The organism is Ancylomarina sp. 16SWW S1-10-2, from assembly GCF_009669305.1.
GTDB lineage: Bacteria > Bacteroidota > Bacteroidia > Bacteroidales > Marinifilaceae > Ancylomarina.
This window is the reverse complement of the sequence record NZ_SADB01000017.1, coordinates 16,648-31,097: the sequence shown is the minus strand read 5'-3', so window position 1 is coordinate 31,097 and position 14,450 is coordinate 16,648. Positions and strand designations below refer to the sequence as shown.

Genomic DNA, 14,450 nt, shown 5'->3' with positions numbered 1-14,450 from the left:
GTTTAAAAGTTTGTATTTGAGAGAATGTGATTGACTACAAAAGCATATGAAATTCCTGATAATATAGCCACTCGTAATAAAAAGATTCCAAATTTTAAGCTTTCATCCTTTTTCAGTTTTATAACCAAATAAGCAAGTAAAAGCAGTGGAACAATAATTAATAAACAAAAGTACCAAGGAGTAATTTTATCAACTGGGGCATTCAAAAACTGATACCACACACCAAAAACCGATACTGATAAAAACAAGATTAAACCTACTATGACAACTTTAGTCCATCTAAACCCTATGACAAAAGGCAAACTTCTACGTCCAATTTCTTTATCTCCTTTTATCGAAACTAAATCGCGTATAGACTGGTGAATTAAAACAGAAAAAAAAGCAAAGAATGAAAAAGCACCAACCCAATATAAAAGGTAATCGAAGTTAGTCCCTGAAGTAACCAAGACCTCAGCATAGGTTTTATTTAAAGGTGGAATTTCGAAAACAACTACCAAAAATGGAATTGCTGCACATATAAAAGCTAAGACTAAATTGCCTAGTATAAAATGATTCTTGTACGAAATAGAATAAAACCACAACAAGCCTCCTGCCATAAAAAAGATTAAAACAAACTGCCAATGACCAACTTTATAGGAGACATAAGCACCTAACACAAGACCTATAAAATTAAAAACTTGATGCAAGACCTGTGTTATTCGACGACTAATTTTTCTACCTACAATAACATCTCGTTTATTAAGGCGATCAGCTTTAGCATCAAAATAATCGTTAATAATATACCCACCTGCAGCAATAAAAAGAGTCGCCAAAACCAATATCGCAAAATTAATATCGCTTAGCTGTAGCTTAATTCTATTAATCGCCAAAATAGGCTGTATAATAAAATATCGCATCGCATATTGAGTCAAAGCAATAATTATAAGGTTAGGTAAGCGAATTAATTTTAGCAAACTGAGCATTATAAATAAGGTTAAAGTGAAAAAATGATCTTATTAATTAACAGAATATTAATGACCAATAATATTATATACTTTGAATCTTGGTGTCAGTTGCAAACCAATTACCATGAGCACGAAGAACCTGTTCTATCACATCACGAACAGCTGCACAGCCACCATCCATATCAGAAATATACGATGAAATTTCTTTAATTTGAACCACAGCATTCTTTGGACAAGTAGGAACACCTACACGTTGCATCACCTCATAATCAGGCAAATCATCACCCATATACATAATATTATCTTCTGCAATATTATACTTTGATAAAAAATCTTCGAAATCAGCAATCTTATCTTTCGACGTCATATAAATATCTTTAACACCTAACCCACGGTATCGTGTTTCTATGGCGTTAGACGTTCCTCCCGTGATAATTGCAACAGGATAACCTTTTTTAACTGCATACTGAATTGCAAAGCCATCCTTCGTATTTGCAGTTCTCAACAATTCACCATCAGAATCGATAGTGACACATTCGGTAGACAATACTCCATCCACATCGAAAATGAAAGCCTTAACTTTCATCAAATCTTCTTTAAAAAAGGCCATATTTATTTATTATTGAGATAATAGATATCAGACTTGAGTGAAACATTACACACTTACTCAATTATCATTCAATCGTTTACTTCTTATTCTTTATTTTTTTGCATCCCATGGATACTTTCACTTACAAATCTATACAATTTTTGAAAATCAGGATACATTTTTAGATTTTCCTCATGTGCTTTTATAATTTCTTCGTCAAAACGAACAGCAGGTCCCGTTTGAGCTTCCTTTGCCGATAATTCTTGAACTTTTTCAGCTGTTTCCATAATCAAGGGCTTTAACAGATCAAATTCTAAACCCTCATCTGTTAATAATTGCTGCCCAATATGATACATATGATTGGTGAAATTACAGGTAAACACGGCTGCCATATGCAGCTGTTTTCTCTGTTTCGAGGATAAAAGTTGAACCGAGTTCGAAATCTTCTTTCCAATTTCCATTAAATCGGATTCTATTTCAGGTTTATTAGCTTCAATACAAATTGGAATCTTAGAAAAATCGACTTGACGTGCTTTCGAAAAAGTTTGAAGTGGATAGAGAACCCCATAGTTTGAAGTATAAGCGTCAAATACCGACATAGGTAGACTACCTGCAGTGTGCACTAAAAATTTATCTTTCAATTGTAACGTCTCTAAAGCTGATGGCAAAGCCTTATCGCTTAAAGCGAAGATATAAAGATCGGCTTCACGATTTACTTTTGCATAATCGCAACACGAAACAGCACCAACTTGCTTAGCTAAAGTTTCAGCAGAAACTTGGGTTCTACTATAAACCTGACAAATTTCGAAGCTCGATTTTTTTAAAGCCAAAGCCAAATGCGTTGCCAAATTACCAGCTCCAATAAATACAATCTTTTTAATCATGTTCGATATCTTTCGGGTTAGGTTATTCATGTAATAATAAATCTTCAGGCGAAGCTGCTATATTTTTCAAAGGCACCTTACATTTATCAATCATTGAAAAAAGATGTTTGCAAGCGCCTTTTAAATCATCATACATATCCTCAGCAACTAGAACCAAACGATCATCATACCATTCAAGATGATTTAATTCTTCTGTTTGCTTATCGCGAGAAAGCAGGTAAAGCGACTTGCTTGGCACAAAGGAGTGGGTTAACTGATTACGCAATCTGTCGTACAACCAGTGGTCATTGTTTACCACACGGTATTTATTCCCCATTAAGATATTCAATCCTTTTGAAAATCGTTTAGATGATTGTGCTTTTGCCTTCATTGGCTTGTTATCGAGAAAACAACCTAAAGCTTCAATAGCCTGTCCCATCAGTATAAATGAGAAGAAATAAAAGCCTTCTTTCTGCAACCGCCCAATCTCATCGATAAAGATACGACTGATAAATTCTTTCTCCTGTTCTGCCTTTATTTTATCCATGCCACAAATTTAAATTATTTGCCTGATAATAGCGATTATATAAACAAAAACCTGTTCCGTTACATTCGGGAGGTATTCCGTTCGCATGGGGAGGCTTTCAGTTCGCCAAAGGAAGCTCTCAGTTCGGTAAAATACCCTTCCGTTCGCATGGGGAGGCTTTCAGTTCGCCAAAGGAAGCTCTCAGTTCGGTAAGATACCCTTCCGTTCGCATCGGGAGGCTTTCAGTTCGCGAAAGGAGGCTCTCAGTTCGGTAAAATACCCTTCCGTTCGCATCGGGTGGCTTTCAGTTCGCCAAAGGAAGCTCTCAGTTCGGTAAGATACCCTTCCGTTCGCATGGGGAGGTGCTCCGTTCGGTAACGGAACCACTCACCCGACGCACGGAAAAGGTCAAGAAGCAAACGGAAGCCCTCAAGTTAGCAACCTAACAAGTAAAGTGGCGAACGGAAGCATTAAAATTTAGATCTATAAATAGGATGAGTCTTACGGAACGAGTAATACTTAAATATGTGTACATTTGCCCATGAATTTAATCATGCACATTCCATTACAAAACATATGAAAGGTAAACTATATTTAATACCAACGACTCTAGGCGATTCAGGCCTTGATTCAGTTATTCCCAAAAATATTCAAGAACTAATTCCAACAATCAAACATTTTATTGTTGAGAATATAAGAACGGCACGTCGTTACTTAAAACTAGTTGATCGCAATATTGATATAGATGAACTAAGTTTTTACGAACTAAACAAACACAGTTCTCCTGATGCTATTTCAGGCTATTTAAAAGCAATTAAAGATCACGATATAGGCATCATTTCGGAGGCTGGTTGTCCTGGTGTTGCCGATCCTGGTGCCGATGTGGTCAAGTTGGCTCACGAAAGAAACATTCGAATAATTCCTTTAGTTGGTCCTTCATCTATTTTGCTTTCGCTAATGGCTTCGGGTTTTAACGGACAGAGTTTTGCTTTTAATGGCTACATTCCCATTAAAGATGGTGAGCGTGTTAAAAAAATTAAACAACTCGAAAACCGTTCTGCTAATGAAAATCAAACTCAGATTTTTATTGAAGCGCCTTATCGTAACATGAAATTGCTTGAAGATTTATCCAAAGAATGTAGTGCGGGAACTAAAATTTGTGTAGCCGTTGACATTACTTTGGAAACGGAATTCATAAAAACCCTCCCTGCTAAACAGTGGAAAAATGAAATGCCTGAATTACACAAACGTCCTACTATTTTTCTATTGCATAAGGATAAGTAAACTTCGTTTGATAAAATATTTGAAGAGCTATAGAGATAATCGTTGTCTCTTTTTTATGAAAGAACCTTATGTATTAAAATGCCCCATAATGACAGAATTTTCAGAATCAACATATTTTAATCTTATTATGGAAATTCTGTGACTTATGTAATTGTGTGAATCTTTTTTTTTATATTCATTCCATAATTTATTAATTTTAAAAATCATACTGATAACACTTCATTCAACTCAATATTTAAAATATAACTCATGATATCGTTCAAAATTGGGAAATATACAATTTCGAGAAAAGCGATTCTGATATTCTTATTAGGCTGCTTTTTAACTGGAATAATGATTGGTGTAAATATGGCGAGCAAAGCATTTTCAACACCTATTGTATTCTTATTTATTCTACCAATATGGTTTCTTCTATTGAGGGGAATAAAAAGTGGAATATCTAAAGATAAATAGACTTTCTTATAAAAACAGAGCCCACTTCTAATAAAGAGTGGGCTCTGTGTTTGTAATAATATCGTATTTAAACTACAAGCTTTTGTAAAAAGCAGGTAATTCTTTTTTAAACTTCTCAATTCCCTTTGTCATACTTTCATAAGTACGTCCACCAGCTGCGTTAATATGACCGCCGCCATTAAAAAAGTCACGAGCCATTTGGTTGATTGGAATATCGCCTTTAGATCGAAAAGAGATCTTAACCGTATCGTCCTTTTCCATAAAGATGACCGAAATATTAATCCCTTTTATGGAAAGAGGATGATTAACAAAACCTTCCGTATCACCATCTTGATAATCAAAAGCGGCAAGTGTTTCTTTAGTTAAATGAATAATTGCAGCTTCATATTCTGGCAAAAGCTCCATACCTTCATTCAAACAATAACCTAAAAGCTTCATTCTGTTAGCCGAGTAATTATCGTATATTTTATCGTGAACTTTAGCTTTATCAATTCCTTTTTTCATCAAAGCACCTACAATTTGATATATACGCTCATTCGATGAATTGTAGCTTAAGCCTCCAGTATCCGTAATAATACCAGTATAAATACACTCAGCAATATCCTTATCAATTTGGTCGTTACCTCCCATAGCATCGATAAATTCGTATATCATTTCACATGTAGAACACATAGCCGTATCAGAAAGGGTAATATCTGCAATAGCTTCTGGCATTGGGTGATGATCAATCATAATTTTAGGAGCTTTTTGTTTCTCCAGCAATTTACCTACATCACCTGATCGTTTAAATGAATTATGATCAAGAATAAAAATCAAATCAGAATCATTTATATATGTCGTACAAGCCTCTTCTGTTTTTTCAAAAACATCCAACTCATCCTCACTATGCAACCAAGTCAAAAACTCAGGATAAGCATTAGGACAAATGACCTTAACTTGTTTTCCTTGCTTTTTCAAATAGCGCATTAAAGCTAATGACGAACCTATAGCATCACCATCGGGTCCTGCATGAGGCACAATAACTATTTGATTTGCTTTTAGTATATAGTCTTTGGCTTCTAAGCTCAATTCTTTGTTTATTCTATTTTGCATGGTTCTATTTCCTCTCATTATGATTCAAGTTTGCTAAATTACTCAATATTTTAAAAAGAATCTAAATTAAATTCTATCCTAATCAAACAATGATAAGACTTTATGCTTATGCTCTAAAATGAGTGATTATACAATTTAATTATAACATTTCTACCTCTAAGTAATTTACAAAAACACGGTATAAGCAATTAAAAGATCAAGATCATTTCTATTGTATTTTTACTAAGATTGATTACATTCATCACATGAACTAAAAATTAATTAACTATGAGAAGTGATAGAACTTTTACAATGATAAAACCAGATGCTGTAGCCAATGGATATATTGGTAATATTTTAGCCGCAATTACTAAAGGCGGTTTTAAAATTGCAGCTATGAAATATACTCAAATCACAAAAAAACAAGCTGAAGTTTTTTACGAAGTACATAAGGATAAACCGTTTTATGGCGATTTGACAGACTTTATGAGTTCAGGACCAATTGTAGCAGCTATTCTTGAAAAAGAAAATGCGGTTGCTGACTTTAGAAAATTAATTGGAGCAACAAATCCTGTTGAAGCTGAAGAAGGAACAATTCGTAAACAATTTGCTGAGTCGATGTCAAGAAATGCTGTTCATGGGTCTGATAGCGATGAAAATGCTTGCATTGAAGGTGCATTCCACTTTTCAGGCTGCGAGATTTTTTAAAAATTCATTATAGAAATTGGATAAGGTTTAAAAAGCTCACTACTTTTTAAACCTTTTATCTTAATACAATATCGTCAATAATCTTCCCTCCTACTTCTTTATTTAAGGCCTGAATCAATCCTGTTTTTATCAGCATTAACTCGTTACGAATAATAGATGATCGTAATTTAACAAACAACTTTCTATTTCTAATATAAAGGTCGGTTGTTGCATTCGCCACATTCTTACCTATCACTTTTTCCCAAGTCTTAATCAGCTCTAGCTCTTTTAATTTTACATCTAGGCCCTGTTCTTTTAAAACTAGTTTCACAAGTTCTTCTATTTTCTGTGTTTTAGAGCGGCGCATATTTCTGAGGATAAAAGTAATGGTTAAAGGTCAAAAAAAGTAAACTTATAAATTAGTAACCGATCCGTCGTCTAAGACAAATAATTTATATGTAAGATCTAAGGATGATAGTATTTGGTCCAAATGATCGCGATTCGTATCGGAAATAAAGATCTGTCCAAATCGTTCTTCCGAAACCAAATGAACAATTTGTTCTACACGATGCGTATCTAGCTTGTCAAAAATATCATCGAGTAATAAAATTGGGTTATAGTCTGATAACTTCTTAATGAATTCGAACTGGGCTAACTTTAGAGCAATTAAATAGGTTTTCTGCTGACCTTGCGAGCCCATTTTTTTGATAGGATAATCACCCAACGAAAGTGTTAAATCATCCTTATGAATGCCCACAGTTGTGTATTGCATCACCTGATCTTTTAAACGAGCATGACGCAAAAGATCTCTCATTTCATGATCGTTTAACTGCGATTTATATTCCAATTTTACAATTTCATTCCCCTTAGATATAATATTATAATACTCTTGGAAAACAGGCATTAATTTGTTTAGAAAATCCTTACGTTTCTCATGTATCGAAGCAGAAAGAATAATCATTTGTTCATCCCAAATAGCTAAACTATCCTCTTCGAATTTACCACGACGAGCAAAATCCTTAAGCAATTTGTTTCGTTGCAAAATAACTCGGTTATATCGAATTAAATCATCCAAATACTTTCTGTCGTATTGAGAAATGACACTATCCATATATTTACGTCTCTCATCACTCCCATCGGTAATTAAACGCACATCAGCTGGAGATACCATTACAATTGGTAAAAGTCCAATATGCTCAGAAAGCTTTTTATACTCCTTTTTATTCCGTTTAAAATTCTTTTTCTGACCACGTTTAACTCCACAATAAATCAACTCGTCCATCTCCTTACGCTTATAATTACCCTCAAGAACCATAAATAGTTCTTCGTGTTTAATATTAAGCTGATCGGTTGATGAAAAATAACTTTTACAAAAGCTCAAATAATAAACAGCATCAAGCAAATTGGTTTTCCCCATACCATTATTACCTATAAAGCAATTAATTTTAGGCGAAAGCTCAATTTCCAACTCTTTTATATTCTTGTAATTTATAAGGGACAAACGCTCTAAATACATATATTTTATTTTTGCTTTAAGGATCGGACAATCTGATTTTATGTTTAGATTTACAATTCCGTCTCAAAAATACGAATAAATTCAAATACAGGCTTAAATTCACTCATTATTCATAGTAAAATTGGTATTCACTTTTTAGCAATAAAATTGTCGTAATATTCACAAAAAAAATTACATTTGCGTTAGAAAAAATAAAACATTAAATAATTAGAATATGTCTACAAACAAAAACAATCAGGATCACGAAGATAATTTTGAAAACTTTGAACAAGCTTTAAGTAGAACAGAACAATATATAGAGAAAAACCAAAAGAAATTAACTTATATTGCTATAGCTGTAATCCTAGTAGCAACTGCTATTTTTGCTTACCAAAAATATTATAGAGCTCCTATGGAGATAAATGCTCAAACTGAAATGTTCCAAGCACAACGTTATTTTGAAGTAGACTCTTTTAACCTTGCTATCAATGGTGATGGTAACTATGATGGTTTTCTTGATATTATTGATAATTATGGATCAACAGAAGCAGGAAACTTATCGAACTATTATGTTGGCGTTTCTTACCTTCATTTAGGCGAATACCAAAATGCAATTAACTATTTAGAAAATTTCTCTTCAGATGATTTTCTTCTTTCTTCCCTAGCAAAAGCTGCAATTGGTGATGCTTATATGGAACTTGGTAATAACGAAAAAGCGGCTTCAAATTATATGAATGCAAGCGCTTCAAATACCAATGACTTTACAACACCTATATACCTTCAAAAAGCAGGTTTTGCTTACGAAATGACAGGTAATTATAAAGAAGCATTAGCTGCTTACGAAACTATCGAAAAAGATTTTGGTAAATCTTCTGAAGCTCGTGATATCGAAAAATATATAACTCGTGCCAAATTGAACTTGAAATAATCAAGACATTATAAATATAAAAAAAGCGAAGATCAATGATCTTCGCTTTTTTTCTGTTTAACTACATAGTAATTCCAAACCACACATAAAAGATTCTGTTTAAAATTACATTCCTAAAAACTAAGCACTATTAAAGATTACGATTATCTATACTTTATGGAATTAATAATCAGAGATTATAAACATAAATAAAGTTCCCCAAAGAGAGCTCTATTTTATGCTAAAACAATAAAGATCTATTCGTCAATCTTCTCTAACTCAACTGTGAAATGTCTCATAATTGGAGCTTCATAAGTAATTTTAAAACCATGCTTAATATCTTTTCTACGATCATAAACATTTTTGAAAGCAGCAGCAATTACATCCATATGATTGTTTGTATACGTTCTTCTAGGAATAGCTAAACGTAACAACTCCAAATCTGGATAACGGTTTTCCCTCGTCTCAGGATCTCTATCAGCCAGGATAGCTCCAATTTCGACTCCACGAATACCTGCTTCTAGATACAACTCACAACCTAAAGTTTGAGCTTGAAACTCTTCTTTTGGAATATGCCCTAAAATCTTTTTAGCATCAACAAATATAGCGTGACCACCAATTGGTTTTTGGAATGGGACACCATACTCTTCAAGCTTAGCTCCTAAATACTCAACTTGCTTAATACGAGTCTCCAAATATTCAAACTCAGTACCCTCATCAAGACCTTGCGCCAAAGCATTCATATCCCGACCAGACATACCTCCGTACGTAACATATCCTTCGAACATAATATTGTAAGTAGAGGCTTGCTTCCAAAGTTCCTTACTCTTCATGCCAATAAACCCACCCATATTTACAATAGCATCTTTCTTAGAACTCATTGTTGCCATGTCAGCATACAGATACATCTCTTTTACAATTTCTTTGATCGTTTTATCTTGATATCCTTTTTCGCGAAGCTTAATAAAATAGGCATTTTCTGCAAAACGAGCCGAATCGTAGCATACTGGAACTTTATATTTATCAGCTAAAGCTCTTACACCTTTTAGGTTTTCCATAGAAACCGGCTGACCTCCAGATGAATTACAAGTAACAGTCACAATAATCATTGAAATTTTCTCCTTTGGATGAGAAGATAGAACTGATTCTAATTTCACAAGATCAAGATTACCTTTAAATGGGTGATCGATCTCCGTATCGAAAGCCTCATCGATTGTACAGTCAATTGCTTTTGCTTTTCTGAACTCAATATGACCTTTAGTCGTATCAAAATGAGAGTTTCCAGGAACAACATCGCCATTCTTAACTAATACAGAGAACAATACATTTTCTGCTGCACGACCTTGGTGTGTTGGTAAAAAATGATCGAAACCTAAAATATTCTTAATCGCATCTTTCATTTTATAGTACGAACGAGCACCGGCATAAGACTCGTCACCTAACATCATCTCAGACCACTGTTTATCACTCATTGCACCAGTTCCTGAATCTGTTAAAAGGTCAATAAACACCTCATCACTTTTCAAGTTAAATAAATTATATTTAGCTGCTTTAAGCCACTTCTCTCTCTCTTCACGAGTACTTCTTTTAATGGTTTCAACCATCTTAATTTTAAACGATTCTGCAAATGGTATTTTCATGATTTTATTTTAGGGTTTTAAAAAATTCATCGGATTAAACTTCTCATTATCAAAACAAGAAGTATTTTTATTCTGTTTATAATTAGATGTGCCAAAACATTAGACATCTGAGAAAAACAAATGTATGCGCACGCAATTACAGTGTGAACTATAATTAAGATCTAATAAATTGTAATAAAATAGGATTAGCTTTTATAAACTAAGGAGTAGTCAAAAAACAACTCACGACTAGTAGTGATATCCGTCGCGGTTTTTAATATTAAGAAAATTATTCAATGTGGGTTTCGAAAGTCGATTATGCATTTTCATAGTCTTCATTTTTACCAATACGCTAAATTTAGTTTTTTTAAAACTATAAAAAAAATGCCACGCAAAATTTTGTGATCGCTTAAGCATATTTATACTTGCATTTTGTTTTTTTCAAGGAATTTTATTCTCATTTTTGTTTTTAGTCAATAATAAATCAGATCTGAATGTGAGATTATCGTTTAAAACTAACTCACATGCTCAAACAAACTCATTAAGATGAATCACAAGCTTTTCCTCTTGCTTCTAGTACTTCAATCAGCATTCCTATTTTCATTGGAGAGTAAGGCACAAACATCTACATATAAAATTCAAAATTCCATATATTCTACCCCTCAAAGCATAAGTGTCATAAATAATACGCCACTTCCTCGGGTTAAAAAATCTGAACGAGATTCTATTCAAATTAAAACAATTGCTCTTCCAAAATCAGCTTATATAATTGCTCATTCGCAATCTGAAACAAAATATTATTCTGATTTTTCAATAAATACACTAAGGTTTCAAGATCCACTTAAACATATTAAAAATATTAATTTTAAATATTTACTAGGTGAACTCGAGGTGGAAGCTAAAAGTAAAGAAGATAAGAATTTAGATAATGCAGTAAGTACTTTGCTCGACTATGTGAAAAATGATAGCATCAGAAATATGGTAACTTACTTAAAGTCCTATATCGAAAAAAGACAAACTGAAGATGCACTTAAAGAATTGTCTAAAAAAATTGAACTAGAGCAAGAATTATTAGAACAAAATGATAGCCTCTCGAAAGATGATAAATTCGAATTACAAAACGATTCAAAAAAATATGCAGAATTATTCGATTATATAGAAAATGACTCGGTACACCAATGGATCAGAGAGATTAGTCGTGACTCCGTTTCATTCGCCGTGAAAAATGCCATGAACGATTCGCTAGCATTTTGGATAAACAACGGCAAAACTGATTTCAAACGCTTTTGGTTAAAAAAGAGCAAAAAAGATTCTATAGGTATTTGGCTACAAAACACAGCAAGCAAAGGTATAAAGATTCTCTATGATGATGATATTTATCAAGAATCAGTCAGAAACACAAAAAGAAAAGGTGCTAACGTAAAATTAAAAAAAGAGATATCGCCCAATGGCTTCAAACTAGCAAAATTAAAAAAATACAAACGATACGTTGATATTTGGAAATTTGGGACCATTGTAAAACTCGATTTTAACCAAGGCCATGTAAGTAAAGAATGGGCCGAAGGTGGAGAAAGTTCCATATCAACCCTAGCTGGTATTAAATCTTTCGCTAATTATAAAAAGAATAAAACATCGTGGGAAAACACAATTGATTTTGAATATGGTCTTTTAAAATCAGGAGATAACGAATTCCGTAAAAATCAGGATAAACTAGAAATCAATACTAAATTCGGACATTTAGCCTTTAAGAAATGGTACTATACCTCTATGTTTAACTTAAAAACTCAGTTTGTTCGAGGCTACAATTATTCGGATGATAAAGAACGAAAATTAGTTTCGAATTTCTTTGCTCCTGCTTATATTTTGGGCTCAATCGGTTTAGATTATAAGCCTAAACCAAATTTTTCTATGCTACTCTCACCCTTTACAGCAAAGTATACCATAGTTAATGACACAACAAATATAGATCAAACAGCTTTTGGTATTGATGCTAATGAAAAAATAAAAAAAGAAGTCGGTGCCTATATTAAATTATTACATAAATGGAAAATCACTAAAGAAATAAGTATGGAAAATAAACTGGAATTTTATTCTAGCTATTCCAATACGGCAAAAAATATTGATGTTGATTGGCAATTCGTTTTAAATCTTCCAATCAGTCAATATTTAACAACAAGTATATCCACCTATTTAATATCTGATGATGACACAGGAACGAAGGTCCAGTTTAAAGAAAATCTGGCTGTTGGAATTAGGTACCAATTTTAAGAGAAACTAAAGATATTGAAACCAAACTTTTGTTCTGTTATCAAACTCAATCAACAAGACAAACTATACTACTTATACTCAACACCCTAAATATGTAGTGTTAAAAAAAATAACAAACAATATTACAAATTCACTTAATCACTTATTTACTCATTCACTTTAATTATCTTTGCAAAACTAAATAATCATTTTACAACTTAATTTTTACAGAATGGACAGTTTAACAGCTATTTCGCCTATTGATGGACGTTATCGTAATAAGGTTGACGTATTGGGAGAGTATTTTTCGGAGTGCGCACTTATAAAATACCGCGTATTGATAGAGGTAGAATATTTTATCTCTCTTTGCAAGCACCCACTTCCTCAGCTTGCCGATTTCGATAAAAACAATTTTGATGAACTACGCAGTTTATACCTAGATTTTACTGTTGAAGATGCACAAAAAGTTAAAGACATTGAGGCTATAACGAATCATGATGTAAAAGCCGTTGAATATTTCATTAAAGAGAAATTCGATGCTTTAAATCTTCATAAATATAAAGAATTCATCCACTTTGGATTGACTTCTCAAGATATAAACAACACAGCAACGCCATACTCTTTAAGAGATGCGGTACACGATGTGTATTACCCTCTTTTAGACGAATTAATCGAGAAGATGGAAAGTTTATCAAATGACTGGAAAGACATCGCTCTTTTGGCTCGTACTCATGGACAACCAGCAACTCCTACCCGTTTGGGAAAAGAAATTCAGGTTTATGTGTACCGTCTTAAAAAGCAATTAGACTTACTAAAATCAGTTCCTTGTTCAGCTAAATTTGGTGGTGCTACAGGTAATTTCAACGCACATCATGTTGCTTACCCACAAATTGATTGGAAAAAATTTGGTGATAAATTCGTAAACGAGTCATTAAAACTTGAGCGTGAAGAGTACACAACTCAAATTTCGAACTACGATAATATGGCTGCAATCTTTGATAATTTCAAACGTATCAATACCATATTAATAGATATGAATCGTGATTTCTGGACTTACATTTCCATGAATTACTTTAAGCAGAGAATTAAAGAGGGAGAAGTTGGATCTTCAGCTATGCCTCATAAAGTAAACCCTATCGACTTCGAAAATTCTGAGGGTAATTTAGGATTAGCTAATGCAACATACGAGCATTTATCGGCAAAGCTACCTATTTCACGCCTACAACGCGATCTTACAGATTCAACTGTATTGAGAAATATTGGTGTTCCTTTTGCTCACTCTATCATTGCTTTCAAATCATTATTAAAAGGTTTGGATAAATTGATTCTTTCTCCAGATGCATTTGCTGCCGATTTGGAAGCAAACTGGGCTGTAGTTGCTGAAGCTATTCAAACTATTTTGCGTAGAGAAGCTTACCCAAATCCTTACGAGGCATTGAAAGCTTTAACACGTACAAACACAAACGTAACTCAAAACAGTATTGCTGAGTTTATCGATACACTTGAAATTTCAGATAGTTTAAAAGCTGAATTGAAAGCAATTACTCCATCGAACTATACAGGAGTTTAATATCAATACACATTTTACTGAAAGACCGCAGGAGTTAAACTTCTGCGGTTTTTTTTTGTTTTACATTACTGTTGCCTTTTTTAAACTACCACTAAATATTGCTAAATCTTTGCGAATAGCTAGTAAGAATCGTATTTTTACCAGCTATTTTGATTTACTTCAATCCGGAGAAACAAAATAAAACCGATTCAAACT

General features: G+C 33.2%; 14 protein-coding genes. 6 read left to right on the top strand and 8 right to left on the bottom strand.

What is annotated here, in order from left to right; translation table 11 throughout:
- Positions 1-2: 2 nt before the first annotated feature.
- The 4 genes from EMN46_RS13815 to EMN46_RS13800 form a co-directional block, all read right to left on the bottom strand.
- Positions 3-962 carry a UbiA family prenyltransferase gene (locus EMN46_RS13815; protein ID WP_154201409.1) on the bottom strand — a complete coding sequence of 320 codons (960 nt, stop codon included), beginning with the start codon at positions 960-962 and terminating at the stop codon, positions 3-5.
- A 64-nt stretch (positions 963-1,026) separates the two neighbouring features.
- On the bottom strand, positions 1,027-1,554 hold the full coding sequence (locus tag EMN46_RS13810) for an HAD family hydrolase (protein WP_154201408.1): 528 nt from the start codon (positions 1,552-1,554) through the stop codon (positions 1,027-1,029).
- An 83-nt stretch (positions 1,555-1,637) separates the two neighbouring features.
- A complete protein-coding gene (locus tag EMN46_RS13805) occupies positions 1,638-2,417 on the bottom strand; it encodes a Rossmann-like and DUF2520 domain-containing protein (RefSeq protein ID WP_154201407.1) in 780 nt (259 codons plus the stop codon).
- 22 nt (positions 2,418-2,439) lie between these two features.
- Positions 2,440-2,943, bottom strand: coding sequence for a hypothetical protein (locus EMN46_RS13800; protein ID WP_154201406.1), 504 nt, complete (start codon positions 2,941-2,943; stop codon positions 2,440-2,442).
- 555 nt (positions 2,944-3,498) lie between these two features.
- Here EMN46_RS13800 and EMN46_RS13795 point away from each other — a divergent pair.
- Together EMN46_RS13795 and EMN46_RS13790 are read left to right on the top strand one after the other, a co-directional pair.
- Positions 3,499-4,206, top strand: coding sequence for an SAM-dependent methyltransferase (locus EMN46_RS13795; RefSeq protein WP_154201405.1), 708 nt, complete (start codon positions 3,499-3,501; stop codon positions 4,204-4,206).
- A gap of 249 nt (positions 4,207-4,455) precedes the next feature.
- Entirely contained in the window at positions 4,456-4,659 is a 204-nt protein-coding gene (locus EMN46_RS13790) for a hypothetical protein (protein WP_154201404.1), read from the top strand.
- Between the two features lie 72 nt (positions 4,660-4,731).
- Here the strand turns inward: EMN46_RS13790 and EMN46_RS13785 are convergent, their stop codons facing one another.
- Complete coding sequence (locus tag EMN46_RS13785; protein ID WP_154201403.1) at positions 4,732-5,769, bottom strand: bifunctional oligoribonuclease/PAP phosphatase NrnA; 1,038 nt, start codon at positions 5,767-5,769, stop codon at positions 4,732-4,734.
- Positions 5,770-6,018: 249 nt separating this feature from the next.
- Between EMN46_RS13785 and EMN46_RS13780 the strand changes: the two genes are divergently transcribed.
- On the top strand, positions 6,019-6,438 hold the full coding sequence (locus tag EMN46_RS13780; protein WP_154201402.1) for a nucleoside-diphosphate kinase: 420 nt from the start codon (positions 6,019-6,021) through the stop codon (positions 6,436-6,438).
- Positions 6,439-6,493: 55 nt separating this feature from the next.
- Here EMN46_RS13780 and EMN46_RS13775 read toward each other — a convergent pair whose 3' ends face one another.
- Both EMN46_RS13775 and EMN46_RS13770 read right to left on the bottom strand, forming a co-directional pair.
- Positions 6,494-6,784, bottom strand: coding sequence for a DUF721 domain-containing protein (locus EMN46_RS13775; protein WP_154201401.1), 291 nt, complete (start codon positions 6,782-6,784; stop codon positions 6,494-6,496).
- Positions 6,785-6,829: 45 nt separating this feature from the next.
- Positions 6,830-7,933: a DNA replication/repair protein RecF gene (locus EMN46_RS13770; RefSeq protein ID WP_154201400.1), complete on the bottom strand. Its 1,104-nt coding sequence runs from the start codon at positions 7,931-7,933 to the stop codon at positions 6,830-6,832.
- A gap of 214 nt (positions 7,934-8,147) precedes the next feature.
- Between EMN46_RS13770 and EMN46_RS13765 the strand changes: the two genes are divergently transcribed.
- On the top strand, positions 8,148-8,840 hold the full coding sequence (locus EMN46_RS13765) for a tetratricopeptide repeat protein (protein ID WP_154201399.1): 693 nt from the start codon (positions 8,148-8,150) through the stop codon (positions 8,838-8,840).
- Between the two features lie 236 nt (positions 8,841-9,076).
- Here the strand turns inward: EMN46_RS13765 and EMN46_RS13760 are convergent, their stop codons facing one another.
- Complete coding sequence (locus tag EMN46_RS13760; RefSeq protein ID WP_154201398.1) at positions 9,077-10,459, bottom strand: tryptophanase; 1,383 nt, start codon at positions 10,457-10,459, stop codon at positions 9,077-9,079.
- Positions 10,460-10,984: 525 nt separating this feature from the next.
- Between EMN46_RS13760 and EMN46_RS13755 the strand changes: the two genes are divergently transcribed.
- Both EMN46_RS13755 and purB read left to right on the top strand, forming a co-directional pair.
- A complete protein-coding gene (locus EMN46_RS13755) occupies positions 10,985-12,706 on the top strand; it encodes a DUF3078 domain-containing protein (protein WP_154201397.1) in 1,722 nt (573 codons plus the stop codon).
- A gap of 211 nt (positions 12,707-12,917) precedes the next feature.
- A complete protein-coding gene (gene purB / locus EMN46_RS13750) occupies positions 12,918-14,255 on the top strand; it encodes an adenylosuccinate lyase (RefSeq protein ID WP_154201396.1) in 1,338 nt (445 codons plus the stop codon).
- The last annotated feature ends 195 nt before the right edge of the window (positions 14,256-14,450 follow it).

Excerpts from the sequence above, each read along its gene's own strand:
- EMN46_RS13815 (WP_154201409.1), bottom strand. The coding sequence starts at position 962 with ATGCTCAGTTTGCTAAAATTAATTCGCTTACCTAACCTTATAATTATT.
- EMN46_RS13810 (WP_154201408.1), bottom strand. The coding sequence starts at position 1,554 with ATGGCCTTTTTTAAAGAAGATTTGATGAAAGTTAAGGCTTTCATTTTC.
- EMN46_RS13805 (WP_154201407.1), bottom strand. The coding sequence starts at position 2,417 with ATGATTAAAAAGATTGTATTTATTGGAGCTGGTAATTTGGCAACGCAT.
- EMN46_RS13800 (WP_154201406.1), bottom strand. The coding sequence starts at position 2,943 with ATGGATAAAATAAAGGCAGAACAGGAGAAAGAATTTATCAGTCGTATC.
- EMN46_RS13795 (WP_154201405.1), top strand. The coding sequence starts at position 3,499 with ATGAAAGGTAAACTATATTTAATACCAACGACTCTAGGCGATTCAGGC.
- EMN46_RS13790 (WP_154201404.1), top strand. The coding sequence starts at position 4,456 with ATGATATCGTTCAAAATTGGGAAATATACAATTTCGAGAAAAGCGATT.
- EMN46_RS13785 (WP_154201403.1), bottom strand. The coding sequence starts at position 5,769 with ATGAGAGGAAATAGAACCATGCAAAATAGAATAAACAAAGAATTGAGC.
- EMN46_RS13780 (WP_154201402.1), top strand. The coding sequence starts at position 6,019 with ATGAGAAGTGATAGAACTTTTACAATGATAAAACCAGATGCTGTAGCC.
- EMN46_RS13775 (WP_154201401.1), bottom strand. The coding sequence starts at position 6,784 with ATGCGCCGCTCTAAAACACAGAAAATAGAAGAACTTGTGAAACTAGTT.
- EMN46_RS13770 (WP_154201400.1), bottom strand. The coding sequence starts at position 7,933 with ATGTATTTAGAGCGTTTGTCCCTTATAAATTACAAGAATATAAAAGAG.
- EMN46_RS13765 (WP_154201399.1), top strand. The coding sequence starts at position 8,148 with ATGTCTACAAACAAAAACAATCAGGATCACGAAGATAATTTTGAAAAC.
- EMN46_RS13760 (WP_154201398.1), bottom strand. The coding sequence starts at position 10,459 with ATGAAAATACCATTTGCAGAATCGTTTAAAATTAAGATGGTTGAAACC.
- EMN46_RS13755 (WP_154201397.1), top strand. The coding sequence starts at position 10,985 with ATGAATCACAAGCTTTTCCTCTTGCTTCTAGTACTTCAATCAGCATTC.
- purB (WP_154201396.1), top strand. The coding sequence starts at position 12,918 with ATGGACAGTTTAACAGCTATTTCGCCTATTGATGGACGTTATCGTAAT.